This is a genomic window from Altericroceibacterium indicum, from assembly GCF_009828105.1.
Lineage (GTDB): Bacteria > Pseudomonadota > Alphaproteobacteria > Sphingomonadales > Sphingomonadaceae > Altericroceibacterium > Altericroceibacterium indicum.
Map to the genome: position 1 here is coordinate 176,216 of NZ_WTYQ01000003.1, position 17,225 is coordinate 193,440.

General features: G+C 55.8%; 10 protein-coding genes. 3 read left to right on the forward strand and 7 right to left on the reverse strand.

From position 1 onward, the window contains the following. Complete coding sequence (locus GRI39_RS09310; RefSeq protein ID WP_160739438.1) at nucleotides 1-621, forward strand: nuclear transport factor 2 family protein; 621 nt, start codon at nucleotides 1-3, stop codon at nucleotides 619-621. A gap of 80 nt (nucleotides 622-701) precedes the next feature. On the opposite strand, the gene GRI39_RS09315 is transcribed toward GRI39_RS09310, so the two are convergent. The 4 genes from GRI39_RS09315 to GRI39_RS09330 form a co-directional block, all read right to left on the reverse strand. Next, on the reverse strand, nucleotides 702-2,828 hold the full coding sequence (locus GRI39_RS09315; protein WP_160739439.1) for a TonB-dependent receptor: 2,127 nt from the start codon (nucleotides 2,826-2,828) through the stop codon (nucleotides 702-704). A 181-nt stretch (nucleotides 2,829-3,009) separates the two neighbouring features. Further along, entirely contained in the window at nucleotides 3,010-5,133 is a 2,124-nt protein-coding gene (locus GRI39_RS09320; protein WP_425482331.1) for a TonB-dependent receptor plug domain-containing protein, read from the reverse strand. A gap of 70 nt (nucleotides 5,134-5,203) precedes the next feature. Next, a complete protein-coding gene (locus GRI39_RS09325; RefSeq protein ID WP_160739441.1) occupies nucleotides 5,204-5,629 on the reverse strand; it encodes a DUF2946 family protein in 426 nt (141 codons plus the stop codon). A gap of 50 nt (nucleotides 5,630-5,679) precedes the next feature. Next, nucleotides 5,680-6,354: a DsbA family protein gene (locus tag GRI39_RS09330; RefSeq protein WP_246205007.1), complete on the reverse strand. Its 675-nt coding sequence runs from the start codon at nucleotides 6,352-6,354 to the stop codon at nucleotides 5,680-5,682. Nucleotides 6,355-6,493: 139 nt separating this feature from the next. Here GRI39_RS09330 and GRI39_RS09335 point away from each other — a divergent pair, with 139 nt between their 5' ends. Further along, complete coding sequence (locus tag GRI39_RS09335) at nucleotides 6,494-8,854, forward strand: glycoside hydrolase family 95 protein (RefSeq protein WP_246205008.1); 2,361 nt, start codon at nucleotides 6,494-6,496, stop codon at nucleotides 8,852-8,854. A 1-nt stretch (nucleotide 8,855) separates the two neighbouring features. On the opposite strand, the gene GRI39_RS09340 is transcribed toward GRI39_RS09335, so the two are convergent. The 3 genes from GRI39_RS09340 to GRI39_RS09350 form a co-directional block, all read right to left on the reverse strand. Beyond that, a complete protein-coding gene (locus GRI39_RS09340; protein ID WP_246205009.1) occupies nucleotides 8,856-11,573 on the reverse strand; it encodes a glycoside hydrolase family 3 C-terminal domain-containing protein in 2,718 nt (905 codons plus the stop codon). A 52-nt stretch (nucleotides 11,574-11,625) separates the two neighbouring features. Beyond that, complete coding sequence (locus GRI39_RS09345) at nucleotides 11,626-13,188, reverse strand: tryptophan halogenase family protein (protein ID WP_211371529.1); 1,563 nt, start codon at nucleotides 13,186-13,188, stop codon at nucleotides 11,626-11,628. Nucleotides 13,189-13,250: 62 nt separating this feature from the next. Beyond that, nucleotides 13,251-16,223, reverse strand: a complete 2,973-nt coding sequence (locus GRI39_RS09350) for a TonB-dependent receptor (protein ID WP_160739443.1) — start codon at nucleotides 16,221-16,223, stop codon at nucleotides 13,251-13,253. A gap of 319 nt (nucleotides 16,224-16,542) precedes the next feature. Between GRI39_RS09350 and GRI39_RS09355 the strand changes: the two genes are divergently transcribed. Then, the gene (locus GRI39_RS09355; protein ID WP_160739444.1) at nucleotides 16,543-17,220 is read left to right on the forward strand and encodes a SapC family protein; all 678 of its coding nucleotides are present in this window, start codon (nucleotides 16,543-16,545) and stop codon (nucleotides 17,218-17,220) included. Nucleotides 17,221-17,225: the final 5 nt, after the last annotated feature.

Genomic DNA, 17,225 nt, shown 5'->3' on the forward strand with positions numbered 1-17,225 from the left:
ATGGATGCCGAACTCGCCGCGATGCGGGCAGAATTATCTGATCTGCGGGCAGCACAGCAAAAGCTGGCGGCCCGCTTGCAGGAAGCGGAAGACTATCGCGACCTGATGAACCTGCAATGCGCTTATGGCTATTATGTCGATAAGGGCATGTGGGACGAAGCCGCCGATCTGTTTGCCGAAAATGGCACGCTGGAGATTGCCGGGCGCGGAGTCTATGTCGGCCGCGAAAGGGCACGCGCCTATCTTAAATGTCTGCCTGCCTATGGTCACGGCGTGCTGTTCAACCACATGCAATTGCAGCCGGTGATCCATGTAGACAGCAAGGCTGGCACTGCCAAAGCGCGCTGGCGCACCTTCATCACGATTGGCTGGCTTGGCAAAGAGGGCCGCTGGGGTGAAGCGACCTATGAAAATGAATATGTGCGCGAAAATGGCAAATGGCGGATCGCCAAATTGCATGGCGTCATCAATTTCTACGCTGAATATGACAAGGGCTGGCACAAAGGCGGCGTGCCTCTGTTACGCTCAATCGATGGGCTGGAACCCGATCTGCCACCAAGCTTCGAATATGAAGCCTATCCAGAGCCGGTGATTACCCCGTTCCATTTTGACGAGCCTTGAAGAGGGGGCTTCAAGGCTCGTCTGGGGGAAGTTCATATTACCGCAGGGGACTGGAAATTGGTTTGCGGTAATCAGCCACCTTAAATGCTCATACGGACGCTCAACTTAACATTGCGCCCAACCAGCGGTGCGTAATCCTTCGTAGCGCTGGCAGCACGGCGGCCTTCGACATCGAATATATTGTCACCCTGCAGCATAAGGGTGACGTTTTGATTACCGCGCAACGGCTTCCAGGCGAGCGACAGATTCACAAAGGTGAAGCCATCCGTGGACGTCTCATAAGAGGCCACGCGATCCTGCTTGTCGAACCACTGGACTTCCGCCCGGGCATCCCAGCGATCATTCTTGGCTTCAAGCGCACCAAGCAGGCTGAGCGGCGGAATGAATGGAACAGCACCGCCATCATCGAGCGTAGCACGCACATAACTGCCGCGCAGATCGGTCAGGAATTCAAGCCCGCCTTCAGTTTTGTAAAGCGGCAGATTCACTTCGCCTTCCAGGCCGAAATAATGCGCATCCTGTTGCAGATAATTATAGACGGGAAGGCCATCTTCAATCGTCCCTGCGGCCTGCAGATAGATGTAATTATCGAACCAGTTCTTGTAGATCGAGAAATTGACCGTGGCCGGCCCCACATCACCGCGCACATAGCCTTCGAGGCCCCATGCAGTTTCCTTGGTGAGATCCGTGCTACCAATTTCATATTGCTGGGTAGCTTCATGCGCACCATCAGCGAACAATTCTTCCGAATTGGGTGCCCGCGATGCACGCGACCCGTTCACGCCAATCCGCAAACCATCTGCCACTTCGTAGGACGTTCCGATCGATGCGGAGATATTGTCATACTTCTTGGTCGTGTCGTAGGTCGGCACATCAATATTGACGTGCTCATAGCGCGCACCACCCTGAAATTGCAGCGGCCCCTTGTTGATTTCCTGCAAGGTGAAGAGCGAATATTCATCGGTGGTGCTGGGCGGCACGAAGGCTTCGTCACCAATAGCTTCGAACTTGTTGTTGACGAACTGGCCGCCAATCGAGCCACTCCAATCGCCTTGCTGTTTCTGCACCAGTTCCAGGCGGCCTTCGAGATTCTTTACGTTGAAGGTCGTGCCGCGTTCACCACCGGCAATTTCAGTGTGGCTATAGTCAGAATAACCCCAACGCGTCCGCACTTGCGAGAATGGCCCGCTGGCAAGATCGACGGAGCCACGCAGATCGCCGCGATATTGGCGCATGTGGATCTGGACGGGGCCTTCATCCTCTTCGCCTTCGCCGGAGATATCCGCGCTGGGGCGCTCTGGCGTGCCATATTGGGTGTTGTAATAGCCAAAGGACGCACCGAGGGTAGCACTGTCGCCGATCCAGGCAACGCCGGTTCCGGCAGTGTATGTGCGGGTGTTGCTGTTGGGCAGCGTGCCGCGCTCATTCGCTGTTTCACGCAGTTCTGAGGCTTTATCCGGATCGCTGCCCTCCACCGTATTGGCAGCATCAAGCAACTGCTTACGCAGGCCCGGTGCGATGACATAGCCGGGAATGTCGATATCATCCGTCTTGCGGTAGGAGCCATCCACATGGAGCACGAATTGCTTGCCCAAAGGCATATCGGCCGATCCCCCTACCTGACGCAGATTGGTGGCCGTATCGACACCGCCGATGGCATCGATATGAACCGGCTCTTCCGGCACCGCACGCGGGATACGCTTGTCGATAATATTAACCGCACCGCCAATTGCTGAGCTACCATAAAGCAGCACAGCAGGCCCACGCAGCACTTCAATGCTCTGGGCTGTCAGCGGATCGATCGAAACGGCATGGTCAGCCGAAACGCCCGAGGCATCGCTCACCCCGATACCATCAACCATAATGCGCACACGGTCACCTTGCAGACCGCGCAGGATCGGGCGCGATACACCCGGTGCAAAGCTGGAAGTCGAAACACCTGGCAGCTTGGCGAGCACATCGCCCACCTGGCCATCAAGGTTACGCTGTAATTCGATGCCGCTGACAACAGAAGTGCCTGCCAGCAAATTGAGCTGCGAAAGACCCGGTGCTGTCACCACGATCGTCTTATGAAAATCGTCATCTGATGAATCAGCGGTGCTGGTGCTCGTTGCCTGCGTTTCGCCATTATCCTGAGCTGTCTCGGCATGAGCAGGGACAAGCGGCAGCAAGGCGCCAGCACAGAGCAACGCATATTTCGACAACATAGGGGGGAACTTTCTCAACTGTAGCTGAATATTGATATGTTACACTATAACATAAATCGTATATTGTCGAGTCACTTTTGCGCAGTGCAACAATTGCGCCAGAACTGCGATATTCCGCGTAAGAAACAGGCGGCAAGGGATCGTGATCCTTGCCGCCTGTTTCGTATCCGAATTTGTGTTTTTAGAAGCTGGTGCTCAGCCCGACATTGATGGACCGGCCCCGGCCCGGCACATTGCGCAAATCGCCCGTCACTCCATAATCCCCCAGCGACACCCCGCCCATCGGCAGATCATAGGCCTTATCGAAGAGATTGGTTGCATCCACGCTCAAGCGGGCACCCGCGATAGTGTAGGCTGCGCTGAGATTGACCAACGCATAGGCATCGGTGCGCATTTCGTGGCGGGTGGCATCAAGGCGGGTCTTGGCATCCACCCATTCCAGATCCGCGCCCAGTTCCAGAGCACCTTGGCGATGCGTGAGGCCTGCCTTAGCGTTCAGCGGCATCTGACGATAGAGTGGGCCATCGTCAGTAAGGTTATTGCCCCTGAGCCATGAGAGCGATGCGTTAAGCTTGGTCCCATTTTGGCCGCTGCCCTTCCACAGATCGACTGCGCCTGACACATCCACGCCGTAAAACTCAGCCTTCTGATTGGCGAATTGAAGCTGCACAAAACCGCTTGGCATCCCCATCATGTCGGTCAGATCCTGCACAAAGGCAGCATCGATATAGTCATTCACATGGGTGTAGTAGGGCGAAACGCGCAGGCTCCAGCCGCCCTTCCCGGCAAAAGACAATGCCGCACTGAAAGTATCGGCCCGCTCAGGCTTCAGATCGAGATTACCGACATAGCCATTGCCATCACCATACCAGCCGATCATCCGGCTCGCCATGGAGCCACGACCCCATGTGTAGCGTTCATAGATATTGGGCGAACGGGTCTTATGGGCATAGCCCAGCTCCAGCGAAGCCCAATCATTCAGCGCATAATTGACCAGCAAAGAGCCATTCCAATTGTTGTCCACGCGCTTATGGCCGACCGCGTTGAAGGCATTGGCGGCCATCACATCGGCCATGTTCATCATACTGGTGCCATAGGGTGCGACATCACCCGTATCCATTTCCACCCGTTCAAAACGGACACCGGCAATGGTGGAAAGCTGATCGCTCCATTGCGCTTCCCATTCACCATAAAGGCCAATCCGGTCGCGCGTCGCTTTGTTGATGTTGATGAACGTGTTCGGCCCCATCATCATGCTGCCAGCGACAGGCGGCCAGTAATCATTGAGCCATTGATGGTGAAATTCGCTTCCCAGTCGCAGCGTGTCCCGCTCCGTCACAGGCAGGCTGACCTTGGCCGAAGTGTTGAAGCTGTGCACCTGCGTGTTCATCGGCATATCGCCGGGAAGCTTGTCTTCAAGGAAGTTCATTTTGTGACGGGTGTCGCGATACGCCATCGACAGATCGAGATCACCCCAATCGTAAACCCCGCGATAGCTGCCATTGAGGAACCAGCTCTTGTTGGATGTCATATCCATATATTGATTGGGGAAGCCCTCATAAGGCGAGAAATGATAGCCACCCTTCAGCTTGATGAGGCCAGCCCCGGTTTGATAGGCCAGCGCCAGCGCATGATCCGTCTTGGCATATTCGGTTGACCGGACGAGCCCCTTGCTCCCCCCGCCGTCATATTGATCTGACTGGATGTAGGAGCCGGTATAGGTCGCGCTGAGCTTGCGGCCAGCGACGGTGAGCTTCACCGCTCCGCCAAAACCATCACCGTTGGAACGATAGAAAGTGGAGGCATCGCCCGTCACCAGCAAAGCATCTGAGGTCGAGAACAGCGGAGGCGCGCTTTCAACTGAAATCACCCCGCCAATATTGTCCCCCCCTGCACTGACCGGAGCAACGCCCGTCAGCACGCTAACCGAGGCAATATTCTGCGGATCAGCGTAAGAAAGCGGTGAGTTCATATCATTGGGGCAGGCTGCATCAATCAACTGCCCATCGACCAGCACTGCGAGGCGCTGTTCCCCAAGACCGCGAATGGCCGGCATAGTCGAAAAACCACCGCCCGTTGCACCGCTGACACCGGGTAAATCAGCAACCACCTCTGCCATATCGCTGGTGCTGGACTGCTTGCGCGCGATGCTGGCGCGATCCAATTCTGTTGCCGGGTCAGGCATGGCGACCGTCACTTGCGCACCAAGCGTAGCGTCATTCGTATCCTGTGCCTGTGCCATCACCGGCACGCAGCAGCCAGCCACCAACCCCGCGCGAAACGCGGCTTTCCAAATCATCATCATATGTCATCCATCATGGCCCGACAGTTCGGGCCGTACATCATTCAATTTCGCCCGCAATTGGGCGGTCTTGTCACGGGTGCAGGATGGAGAAGGGGGGGCCGCGAAGCGGTGGTCTGGCGTAAAAGATACGTCTCAGATCAGGGGTAGTCAGCGGCGCGAAACCAAGCGCCATGATAAAGGCCAGAGCAATCAGCAGCAGGACCACGTCGCTCGCTTCAAGCCCGCTCATGGCCATGGTCGCAAAGGGGCAGTGATTGGCTGCATGCGAAGCCGTGTCACCATCATCGCCATGATGCATAGACACGCCCTTCATTGGAACCTTCACTAGAAGCGCCGCGCCACCAGTCTGCCCATCACAAATTCGCAAGGAGAGAAAATCCTGCGCTGAATCGACCATATAGCCAGTCGGCACCGCAAATTTCAGGCACAGAGCCAGCGCCATGATGATGGCGACAAGGCGATAATGCCCTTGCAGGAATTTGCGGATCAGTCCCATGGCTCAGGCTCTACAGGGAAGTGGGGCAATAGTCATCATTAAGAAAAGGCTCAGCTTTGTGAACGGGCCTGTTCAACAGCTGCGCGCAAATCTTTCAACCCCAATGCACCGGGGACCAGGTAATTGCCAATCACCATGCCGGGTGTGCCCTGAAGTCCCAAAATTCGAGCCTGCCGATTGCTCTGCGCCAGAACCGCATCAATCTTTGCCGCATGTTTGGTGAGATCCGCGTTCAGCCGCTCCCAATCCACTCTGGCACTGCGTGCAGCGGCCTTGATATCCGCACGTGACAATTTGCCCTGATGGCGCATCAGCGCATCGTGAAACGCATCATGCTTGCCCTGAAACTGGGAAGCCAGTGCAGCACGAGCAGCAAAGTCAGACTCCCCGCCAAAGATGGGCCAGTCCCGATAGACAATCCGCACCTTGGGATCGCTTTTCATCAATTCTTCGAACGCCAGATGCTGCTTCTTGCAATAGCCGCATTGGTAATCGAAAAATTCAACAATCGTCACATCATAGCCGTCTGGCGCAACTTTGGGCACCAGTGGTGCTTCACGCAAAGTATTGCGGAAACGGGCTACGGCATCGGCATCTGGCTGCCCCTGCGCCATGGCGGAAGGAGCGAGCAACGCAAACAGCGCTGCGACGATAGTCAGGAACACAGTCTTCATCCCCCTGTCATGGAGGTGGAAGTTCGCCTTGCCAAGGTGACTTATCGCCATAGCGATGAAATCTCTGGCGAAGCAGCTCCAGTATAATTGACCTTCTCCACGCACCATCATACTCCTTACACCATATTGGTAGCGCTACCCTCCACCTAAAACATCGGCTGGAGCGCAGAGACCAAACGGGAGAGATAGGTTGAAAACGCAATTCACGCGCCGCGCTGTTCTGGAAGCTTCGACAGCAGGTGCTGCCAGCATGGCACTGCCGATGCACCTTCACGCGCGCGAAGAAAAAGAAGAAAAAGGCCCACGCCCTCACTCTGATCGCCTTTGGTATCGCCAGCCTGCGCAAGAATGGGTCGAGGCTCTTCCTGTAGGCAATGGCCGGATCGGCGCGATGGTGTTCGGCGGCATCGGTACGGAACGCTTGCAGCTCAATGAAGACACTCTGTGGAGCGGCGGGCCTTATGATCCGGTCAACCCCAGGGCCAACGCCGCCCTGCCCGAAGTGCGCCGGCTGATAGAGGCTGGTGATTACGCCGCGGCGCAGGAGCTTGCCAATGCCGAACTGATCGCCACTCCCGCCAGCCAGATGGCTTATCAGACCATGGGCGATCTGATGCTGACTATCGGCAGTGGCGAAACTGACGACGCACAGGATTATGAACGTGATCTCAATCTCGATAGCGCCATCGCCAGCACCCGCTTCACTGTCGGCGGAGTGCACTACACCCGCCAAATCATCGCATCGCCTCATCATCAGGTACTGGCCATCCACATCACGGCAGACCAACCCACTGCTCTCAATCTGAAAGCAGCGCTGCTGACTCCGCATAAGGCTTCCTGGCGGGTTGAGAATGGTGAGATTCACCTGATCGGGCATAATGGCGATGGGCCGGACACACCGGGAGCCTTGCGTTTTTCCACTAGGGTTGCGGCCATTCCCGAAGGTGGCGCGCTGGCTGTCCGCGACAATGCGCTTGTGCTCGAAGGGGCGAGCAGCGTCACCCTCTTTATTGCCATGGCAACAAGCTATCGCCGCTTTGATGATCCTGAAGGAGACCCCAAAGCGGTTACGGCCCGGCAAATCCACAATGCCCGCAATATTTCCTTTGCCGAAATGGCGCAAAGGACGGCATATGAACATCGCAGGCTTTACCGGCGTGTTTCTCTCGATCTTGGCACTGACGCTGCAGCCAGTCTGCCCACGGATGAGCGGCTGCGGCGGAACGAAAGCTCGCCATCAGCGTCGCTCGCCGCGCTCTATTTTCAATATGGCCGCTATTTGCTGATTGCCTCTTCCCGGCCGGGGAGCCAGCCCGCCAATCTGCAGGGCATCTGGAATGAATCGGTCAATCCACCATGGGGCTCCAAATATACCATCAACATCAATACGGAGATGAATTACTGGCCCGCTGAAATAACCGGCCTTGGTGAATGTGTGGCCCCGCTAGTGGAGATGGTGCGTGATCTGGCGGTGACAGGCACCCGGACAGCCCGCAGCATGTATGGCGCACGCGGATGGGTGGCCCATCACAACACTGACCTGTGGCGGGCCACCGCTCCGATTGACGGGGCGCAATGGGGCCTGTGGCCGATGGGTGGCGCGTGGCTCTGCACCCATTTGTGGGACCATTACGACTACCATCGTGATGCAGCCTTCCTGAAGGACATCTACCCCCTGCTGCGAGGCTCCGCGCTGTTCTTCCTCGACACTTTGCAACGTGATTCCACCAGCGGAACGCTTGTCACCAATCCCTCCATTTCGCCGGAAAACTGCCATCATGGAGAGATTGCAGTCTGTGCAGGGCCGGCGATGGACCGGCAAATCCTGCGCGACCTGTTCGATCAAACCTCCAGAGCCGCAGAACTGCTCAATGTCGATGCTGATCTTGCCGCGCAATGGCGCGCAGCACGCAGCCAGCTTGCGCCTGACCAGATTGGGCAAGCCGGGCAATTACAGGAATGGCTGGAGGATTGGGACCTCACTGCACCTGAACCCCATCACCGCCACGTGTCCCACCTCTATGGCCTCTACCCCAGCCATCAGATATCGCTTGATAGCACGCCCGAACTTGCACAGGCCGCGCGCACATCTCTTATCATGCGGGGTGATGAATCCACCGGCTGGGCAACTGCCTGGCGGGCCAATCTATGGGCCCGCTTACGCGAAGGCGACCATGCCCATGCGATCCTGCATTACCTGCTGGGGCGGGAGCGGACCTATCCCAATATGTTCGATGCCCACCCGCCGTTTCAGATCGATGGGAATTTCGGGGGTACGGCTGCCATTGCTGAAATGCTGATGCAAAATCACGGCGATACCATCCGCCTGCTTCCCGCATTGCCATCAGCATGGCCAGAAGGTGCCATCAAAGGCCTCAGGGCACGGGGGAGGTGCAAGGTGGATATCGCCTGGAAAAACGGCGCGCTGGTCAACGCCACAATCCTGTCTGATGTCCCCGGCCATAAGACCATTCAATGGGGATCAGGTGAACGCGTGATTGAATTGGTCGCGGGCCGGCCGACGATAGTGACCGGCCCGGACTTCAGTTAAGTTACTTCGGCAGAGCAACCGCATTTTGAACGGAGAAACTGCCTGACTGGAAAGCAAGGCCACTGCCCGGCTGAGCAGACCCAACACTGACAGTATAATTCCCGGTGAAGACCATGCGGTTGCCGTCCAGATCCACCGCGCTGAGATCGCGTGGGGTGAGATCGAACACCACCTTGCGGCTTTCACCCGGTTTCAACGTCACCCGCTGGAAACCGCGCAAGGCGATTTCTGGCGTGCCGGGCTTATCCGGGAAATTGAGATAAAGCTGCGCCACTTCATCCCCTTCCCGCGATCCGCTGTTGCGGATTTCGGTCGCAACACGCAGGCCTTGCCCGGCCCCTTGCGCGCTCGGCGTGATCGTCAGCGGCGCATAGGTGAAATCTGTGTAGCTGAGGCCATAACCGAAGGAATAGACGGGCTTGCCTTCAAAATAGCGATAGGTCCGCCCCTTCATGTCATAATCTTCAAACGGTGGCAGATCATCTACGCTGCGATAGAAGGTCAGGGGCAAACGGCCGGATGGGTTAGTTTTGCCGGTCAGCACATTGGCAATCGCTTCCCCGCCGGTTTCCCCCGGATACCATGCTTCCAGCACGGCGGCAGCGTTGTCTTTCGCCCAGGACAGATTGATCGGGCTGCCATTCATCGCCACCAGCACAATCGGCTTGCCGGTCTTTTTGGCTTCAGCCAACAATGCAAGCTGGTCAGCAGGCAGATCGAGCGTGGTCTTGTCCCCACCATCGAAGCCGGGGATTTCCACCGGTGCTTCTTCTGCTTCCAGATCCGATGTGAGACCAACCACAGCCACCAGCACATCTGCATCACGCGCTGCGGCCTGCATCGCTTTCACAGGGTCAGCGGAAATTTTCTTCCACACCAGCCCGACATTGGACGACCCCATCGCCTGCGAGCTGACTTCCACCGGATATTTGTGGCCCGCTTCCAGGGTCACCGTCTTGAAATTGGGCAACGTACCCCAGCTCGCCTCGGACATATCGATGAAAGGCTTGCCTTCGAAATTCATCACCCCGCCACGGCCACCAAGACCGAGCCGATAGGTGCCGCTTTCCTTGGGGACGATAAAGCCGGTCCAAACCACCTTGTGGTGATCGGCCACTTTGCCAAGCCCCAACCCACGGCCATGGACATCGCTTTCACGCTGTATCAGCGCGGGCTTTGCCTCATAGCGAACGGTGGCATCATATTTTTCCAGCTCACCGGGTGCAAAGCGCTCAGGCGCCTTGCCGATGGGGTTGTAATAATGAGCCGTAAGACCCGGCTTGCCATCTTCCGTTTGCAATGCACTTTCCGGCACCGTGTCGCTGTCAGTGTATGATTCACCAAAGGGAACATATTGCACCTTGGCTTTCGGCATCGCCGCGCGCAGACCTTCCAGCACGGAAACAGGCTCACCCGACATCGGGGAAGAGTAATTGCCCCGTAACACGCGGGTAGCATCGCCCAGGGGGCCGATTACAGCCACACGCATTCCGGCGGTCTGGAACGGTAGAATCCCATCATTCTTGAGCAAAACGAGGCTGCGTTCAGCGGCCTTCAAGGCTAAGGCGCGATGGGCAGGTGTCGCAATGTCACGCACCGAAGACATGCTAGTGCTCAAAGGGCGCACACCGGCCAGATCGCCATTGCGATATCGAGCTGAGAACAGCCGCACCAACGCCCGGTCAATATCATTTTCGGTAATCAAACCCCGGTTCAGCGCATCGCGATAGCGTTCGCCCAGCCCTGCGGTGTCTGACAGGGTTTGCGTGTTGCACTCATTGTCCACCCCTGCCCACAATGCTGCGGTGACGCCCGTTGCCGGGTCGGGTGCATAATGATGGTTTTCGCTAATATCGCGCACTGCATCGCAATCAGACACAACATAGCCGGTAAAGCCCCAGGCATCGCGCAAAGTATCTTTCAGCAATTCCTCACTGGCGCAGGCAGGTGCCCCATCCACCCTATTATAGGCGCACATGACAGATCCGGCTTTCGCCTCGACAATGGCAGCGCGGAAGGCGGGCAGATAAGTGTCTTCCAGATCGTGTTTTGACACGAAGACATTAGCATGGTGGCGGGTCGCTTCCGGCCCGTTATGGACCGCGAAATGCTTCGGTGTAGCCACCACATCTGGAAGATCAGGGTTCGGCCCCTGCATTCCTTCCACATAAGCGACACCCATCCGAGCCGTCAGGAAAGGATCTTCGCCATAGGTTTCCTGGCCCCGGCCCCAACGCGGATCACGGAAAATATTGATATTGGGTGACCATGTATCGAGCCCCGTGCCAATCCGGCCCAGCTTCCCGGTTTCCCGGCCCAGTGCATGAAGCCCGCGCACTTCGGTGCTGATAGACCCGGCGACATCATGGACCAGTTCGGTATCGAATGTCGCGGCCAGACCCACAGGTTCAGGAAAATTGGTCGTCGGCACCGGGCCAAGTGCACCATGCAAGCTTTCGGTCCACCAATTATAGGCCGGAATCTTGAGGCGTGGAATGGCTGGGGCTGTATTGAGAAGTTGGTCGAACTTTTCATCCAAGGTCAACTGGCTGACGATTTTTTCAGCCATCTGATCTGCTTTTTGCCATTCGGCAGATTGGGCAGTGCTGGCCTGATGGGCGGCAGTATCCTGCGCCTGCGCATTCCCTGCAGACATGGCTGTCATGCTGGCCAGTGCAAAACCGCTCGCAGCCAGCAATCGGCTTTTCCATGCTCTCATTATGTTTCCTCTCACGATTAATTACGTTGCAGGAGCGTCGTTTCTCTGGCGATCACACCGGCTGCATCCCGCGTTCCACGATCTTGTTGATAAGATCACGGTGGCGCGGCAATCCGGTTCGCAGACGCTCCGTTTGAATGACATTGGCGCGGATAGCCTGTTCAGCGATACGCGCTTCGCTGGTCAGTGCTTCGGGTTCGACTTGTGTGCGAAACCCCATCCCATAGAGCACATATTGATAGCTGGCTGGCGGGAAGACCTCCTCCACCCGGTCAAATTCATCGTGAAACCAAGGCGATTGATATTGCCACAAGAGCATCAGTTCCTGCAGCCGATCCGGGATCGTTTCAGGTAACAGATTATCACGCCAGAAAGCGCTGTCCGTACGCTTGGTCAGCACATAATGCAGCTTGAGAAAATCGATAATCCGCCCCCAGCGATAATGAGTAGTGGCGTTAAATCGATGTGCGATCACATCCATTACCTCACGGCAGACCGGCATTTGTTCCGCGATCATCTTTGCAGACAGTTCAATCAGCACAATCGCTGACGCTTCGAGCGGCTCAAGAAAACCAGCGGCCAGCCCCACGGCAACGCAATTGCGCTTCCAGAATGTCTCGCGGTGACCCGACCGGATCGGAATTTTGCGTAAAGTGAGATCCTTGCCCGCAGCGCCAATATAGGCCCGCAATTCGCGCTCGGCGTCTTCGTCCGAAATATGCCGGCTGGAATAGACATGGCCTATCCCACGGCGTGAAGGCAGGCCAATGTCCCAGATCCAACCTGCCGATTGGGCGGTGGAGATCGTGTGTGATGCAATCGGGCTAGCCGCATTGTCATAAGGCATCTGCACCGCAAGGGCGGTGTCGCAGAACAATATGTCGCTGCAATCGCGAAACGGAACCTGCAAAGCATCGCCGATCAGAAGCGCTTTAAATCCGGTGCAATCGACAAACAAATCACCGGTAATTTCTCCTGCCTGTGTGGTGACGATCGACTGAATATCGCCATCCTCCGCCAGTTTGACCTGCTCCACATCGGCCAGTACATGGCGAACGCCCAATTTCTCGGAGCAGTGACGCTGCAAGAAAGGTGCGAATTTCCCCGCATCAAGATGGTAGGCATAATTGGCCAGCCCGTCATATTCCGGGGTGGCGATCGTTTTGGGTGCCAGCCCGTCGTCGCAGATTTTCCCCTGTGGGGAGACTGCGTCGCAGAAGCTCATCGCGCCGCTTGGCTCAACAGCTTCTGAACCCGCGAGCCAATGGGGTACAAGATTTAGCTGGGCAAAGCTCTGCGGCAGCATCAAAGGGTGATAATATGCGTCATCTGGAGTGCCCGTGGTCCAGCGGGCAAATTTTGCACCCTGCTTGAAAGAGGCATCACATTCGCGGAAGAAGTCGCTTTCCGAAACGCCCATCCGCTGCAAGGTCGTGCGCAAGGTAGGCCAAGTGCCTTCTCCCACTCCGATAATAGGAGTGTTGGGCGATTCGACCAGCGTTACAGTAAAGCCGGATGCCATCCGCCCTTTGTGCCGGGCGGCAATCACGCCAGCGGTGAGCCAGCCTGCCGTGCCGCCTCCTACGATAACGATATGTTTGACCGGCTTCACCATCCAACACCTCCACAAAGAAGAACCGGGGACACCCTACAGGATGTCCCCGGTCAGGGGAGAGCTCAGAAACGAGCGCGCACACCAGCGCTGTAGCGACGCCCGTAAGCATACACATCGAGCAGTTGGTTGCTGTAACGGCCATGCGTGCTCTGCGTGGCATTGGTGACATTCTGCACATCGGCGAAAACGCTGATGCCTTCTGTGAGCTGATAACTCGTCGTCACGTCCACCTGGGTGTTCGCGTCAACAAATGTCGGCTCTGCACCGAATGCACTGGTATTCTGCAACTGTCCAAAGGCTGAGAGATATTCATCACGCCAGTTGACTGCTACGCGCGCCTGGAACCCATATTTATCAAAGAAGCCGACAAAGTTTGCCGAGTTGGCAAGGCCGGTCACGGCAAAGCCGCTCTGGCTTATATCATCGGGATCATATGGCTTATTGGTTTCGACAAAGGTAGCATTGGCATTGAAGCCAAAACCGCTGTCCCCAAACACATGCTGCCAGGCAAGTTCGATGCCCTTCACCGTCGCGTCAGGTCCATTCACGCGCTGAGAAACAGTGAATTGCGCTGGCTGACCTGTACTCGGGTCAATCACATCATTGATCGTCTGGCGTTGGGTGCCCTGCACCACGAAGTTGGAGACGTTCTTGATGAACACATTAGCTGAAGCGTAGGAATTGGGCTGGTAATACCATTCCACCGCGAAGTCGAAATTGTCCGCCAGATAAGGCTTCAGGTTAGGATTTCCGCCATCAGCCGTCAGCGCACCGACACGCTGGCCACTGCCGATATTCAATGCTGGGGAGAGAAGATCCAGCCCCGGACGCGTTAAGGTACGTGACGCATCAAAACGCAAGTGCAGTGAATCGCTGAGCAGCAACTTCATATCTACACTTGGCAGCAAATAGGAATAATCGCTTTTCGTCGTCACATCCTGCGATTCACTGAAAGCAACGGTCAGCAATGTCGGATCAGTATCGCTGCGTGTGAGGCCAATAGGCAAACGCCCGATACCGGTCGAACTGAGATGCGTCACTTCCTGCCGCAAACCAGCGTTGAAGTAGAACGGCATATCAGCAATTTCGGTTTCGAAATTCGCCCGCATATACAGCGCCCAGGTCTTTTCCTGAATATCGCGCACACTGCCCGGATCGATCGCAACATCGAAAGTTCCGGTGAAATCACCGTTGCAACAGCCATAGCCATAACCAGGAATATTCTGTGCCTGCGGATTACCGAGTGCAGTCAGGAAGGCCTGATAGTCCTGCGCAGTGAAGTCCAGCAGTACCGGCGGCAGCGAACCAGAGAAGCCCGGGATGAAGCCGTCAGTGCTAATAGTCCCCTTGAACAAATCAGCCGGAATAGCGACGCCGCCTGACGTTCCTGATGCGGGGCCATAGCCGGAGTACGCCTGCCAGAAATTATTGGTGAAAGTGTTAGACGCTTGGAATTTATAGTGATCTTCCAGATAAGACCCGCCAAATCTTAGCGTCAGCCCTTCTTGCTCCCAAGTCGCCGCCAAACGTGCCTGCTTAACTGTATCCTTGTTCTTCTGAGCCTGATTAACCGTAACATGCGAACCGATAAAGTCTGGATTCGCCCAGTCCGCTGCATTCCCATTCGGGCCATAGTCATGGAGTTGGGGAATAGCATCCGAGCTATCACCATTAATAGCCACGCCAAGAGCTGGCCCGATAGCAAAGCCATAACCAACATCAGCACCGATATTGCTGAGACGGCCGTCTGGGTTGAGCCAGCTCTGCGAATAGGCCCCGTCAGCCTCAACCTTGAAATTATCGCTGACGTCCCACTTGATGTTCAAGCCGGTCATATTGGTGCGCTGATAAGATTGCGTGGTTTCAGCAGTGAAGTCTGTCTGGGAACCGCTCTGGGTGAAATCGACGGTGGTACCGTTTTCATCCAGCACGACATTGCGCAGACCGCCCTGATTGAACCAAATGCCCACACCGACACTGTCGCCACGGATTTTCTGATTCGAATAATTGTTATCGAGCGTGATTTCTACGGCATCGGACGGGCGCCACTGAAGGGCAATACGCCCGTCAACACGCTCATCGCGTGAATAAAGCTGCTGCGCACCATATTGCTGTGAGAAGAAGCCAACCACTGTCTGCTTGTCAGAATCTGCAGCATCAGGGTTGGTTTCCGGGTTCACAGGATTGCAACTGGTGGCAGTGCTTCCCGCGAGCTGGCAGGGGGCATAACGACCGCCAGGGAAGCCGTGGTTGAAGACATTATTCGTCTGAGTATCGCGGCGGGTATAAATCGCATCGACCAGAATACCGAAAGTGTCGTCTGCAAAGGTGTTGCTGAACAGCAAGCCACCTGTCGGAACGACCTTGCCCGCCTTGTCCTGAATTGAACCGGACGCGGACGCGGCCAGTTGCAAACCGGGCCGGTCAAATGGCTTGGGATATTCAATATTGATCGTCGCGCCGATCGAGCTGGATGTCAGCATTACATCCGGTGTCTTGAGGACAGTCAGGCTACCAAGGAAGTCAGAGCCGACGGTACTGAAGTCGATCGAACGGCCACCAGTGGCGGTGGACAGGCGGCGTCCGTCAACCAGTGTCGTGTTGAAATCGCCGCCAAAGCCGCGAACCGTCACGCCTGTGGCTTCTCCACGCGGGCCGTTCCGAGAAATCGAAATGCCAGGCAGTCGCTGCAGCGAGGCCGCCACGTTGTTATCAGGGAATTTACCGATATCTTCGGAAGAAATCACATCAACAACGCCGGGAGCAGCGCGCTTGGCATCAAGGTTGCGCTGCAACGAACCGCGGATACCGACCACCACAATATCATCGCTATCATTACGCTTTGCGAGAGCGCTATCATTTTGGGACGAATCGCTTGTGTCATTCGTCTGTTGATTTGAAGCAGACAGGCTCCAATCATCAGCACTTTCCTCTGCAGCTGAGGCCGGATTAGCAATTGCCAGAGCAATAAAGCTAGAAGCGCCAGCAAGTAAAAACTTTGCAGACTTAGAGTCGCGAGTGAAAATGGTCTTCATACCCCCTCCTTTTCCTGCTGGTCATTTTTGCCAGCTTGGGAATTGAACAGCAGGCCATTATGGCCCGTCATGCGCACGGGAGAGTTTGTGCCCCGCAATGCAGGACGCCAGAATTCTCCCAAATTTATTTTCTGACACGATGCTAGCGTCAAAAGGTAGCGCTATCAATATCAATTTGTACGTGTATTTAGAATAAATCACATTCGCCTTGCAGGAATGGCGGGATTCCGTAACTTTGCCAATAAGATTAGCAAAGTTCATGACTCTATCATGTGATACAATAACAATTGCTAAGAAAAAGCCGGAGAGGAAAAGGAAAATGGAACTACTTGATAAGCAAAAGCACGCGGATCTACGGATTCAGCAGCCCTCATGGCGCAATGACCATTTCCGGCAAATAATGGTGAATGAATTTTCCGCTGCAGCCTCTGTCTGCCCTATTTTTCTGACCAAGAACCCTGAGACCGGAGATTTCTACGCCGGTGCATTATTTGGCTTCACCGCCAATGAGAATCTGCTTGCCGAACAGCCGGAGATAGCAGGTGCATTCCAACCGCTCGACCTTGCCCGAGAAGCTTTTTACATCACAGGAGAGAATATCAGTATCGATCCTGAACATAGCCGCTTCAGTGAAACTGCGGGTGAACCTTTGTTCGAATCGGATGGAGAGCCCAGCGATGTCTTGCGCAAAATTCAGCGCGTGTTGGGGCAGATGAACATCGGCATGGCAGAAACAGAGCGGTTTATCGCAGCCCTTTTGGCGGATAGTCTGGTTGAACCGCTGGATATTTCCTTGCGCTTTGACGATGGCGAAACGGTCAATTTGCAGGGACTCTACACTGTCAGCCTCGACCGTCTTCATGAATTGGACGATGCTCAGGTGCTGGCCCTGTTTCGTGCCGGCCACTTGCAACTGATTTACACGATGGCAGCATCGCTTAAACAAGTGAATATATTGGCCCATCGCCGGAACATGCGCCTGACAGCAGCAGCCTGAACCGC

Coding starts and splice junctions, on each gene's coding strand:
- GRI39_RS09340 (WP_246205009.1), bottom strand. CDS start 11,573: ATGAGAGCATGGAAAAGCCGATTGCTGGCTGCGAGCGGTTTTGCACTG.
- GRI39_RS09310 (WP_160739438.1), top strand. CDS start 1: ATGGATGCCGAACTCGCCGCGATGCGGGCAGAATTATCTGATCTGCGG.
- GRI39_RS09345 (WP_211371529.1), bottom strand. CDS start 13,188: ATGGTGAAGCCGGTCAAACATATCGTTATCGTAGGAGGCGGCACGGCA.
- GRI39_RS09355 (WP_160739444.1), top strand. CDS start 16,543: ATGGAACTACTTGATAAGCAAAAGCACGCGGATCTACGGATTCAGCAG.
- GRI39_RS09315 (WP_160739439.1), bottom strand. CDS start 2,828: ATGTTGTCGAAATATGCGTTGCTCTGTGCTGGCGCCTTGCTGCCGCTT.
- GRI39_RS09330 (WP_246205007.1), bottom strand. CDS start 6,354: ATGGCGATAAGTCACCTTGGCAAGGCGAACTTCCACCTCCATGACAGG.
- GRI39_RS09320 (WP_425482331.1), bottom strand. CDS start 5,133: ATGATGATGATTTGGAAAGCCGCGTTTCGCGCGGGGTTGGTGGCTGGC.
- GRI39_RS09325 (WP_160739441.1), bottom strand. CDS start 5,629: ATGGGACTGATCCGCAAATTCCTGCAAGGGCATTATCGCCTTGTCGCC.
- GRI39_RS09350 (WP_160739443.1), bottom strand. CDS start 16,223: ATGAAGACCATTTTCACTCGCGACTCTAAGTCTGCAAAGTTTTTACTT.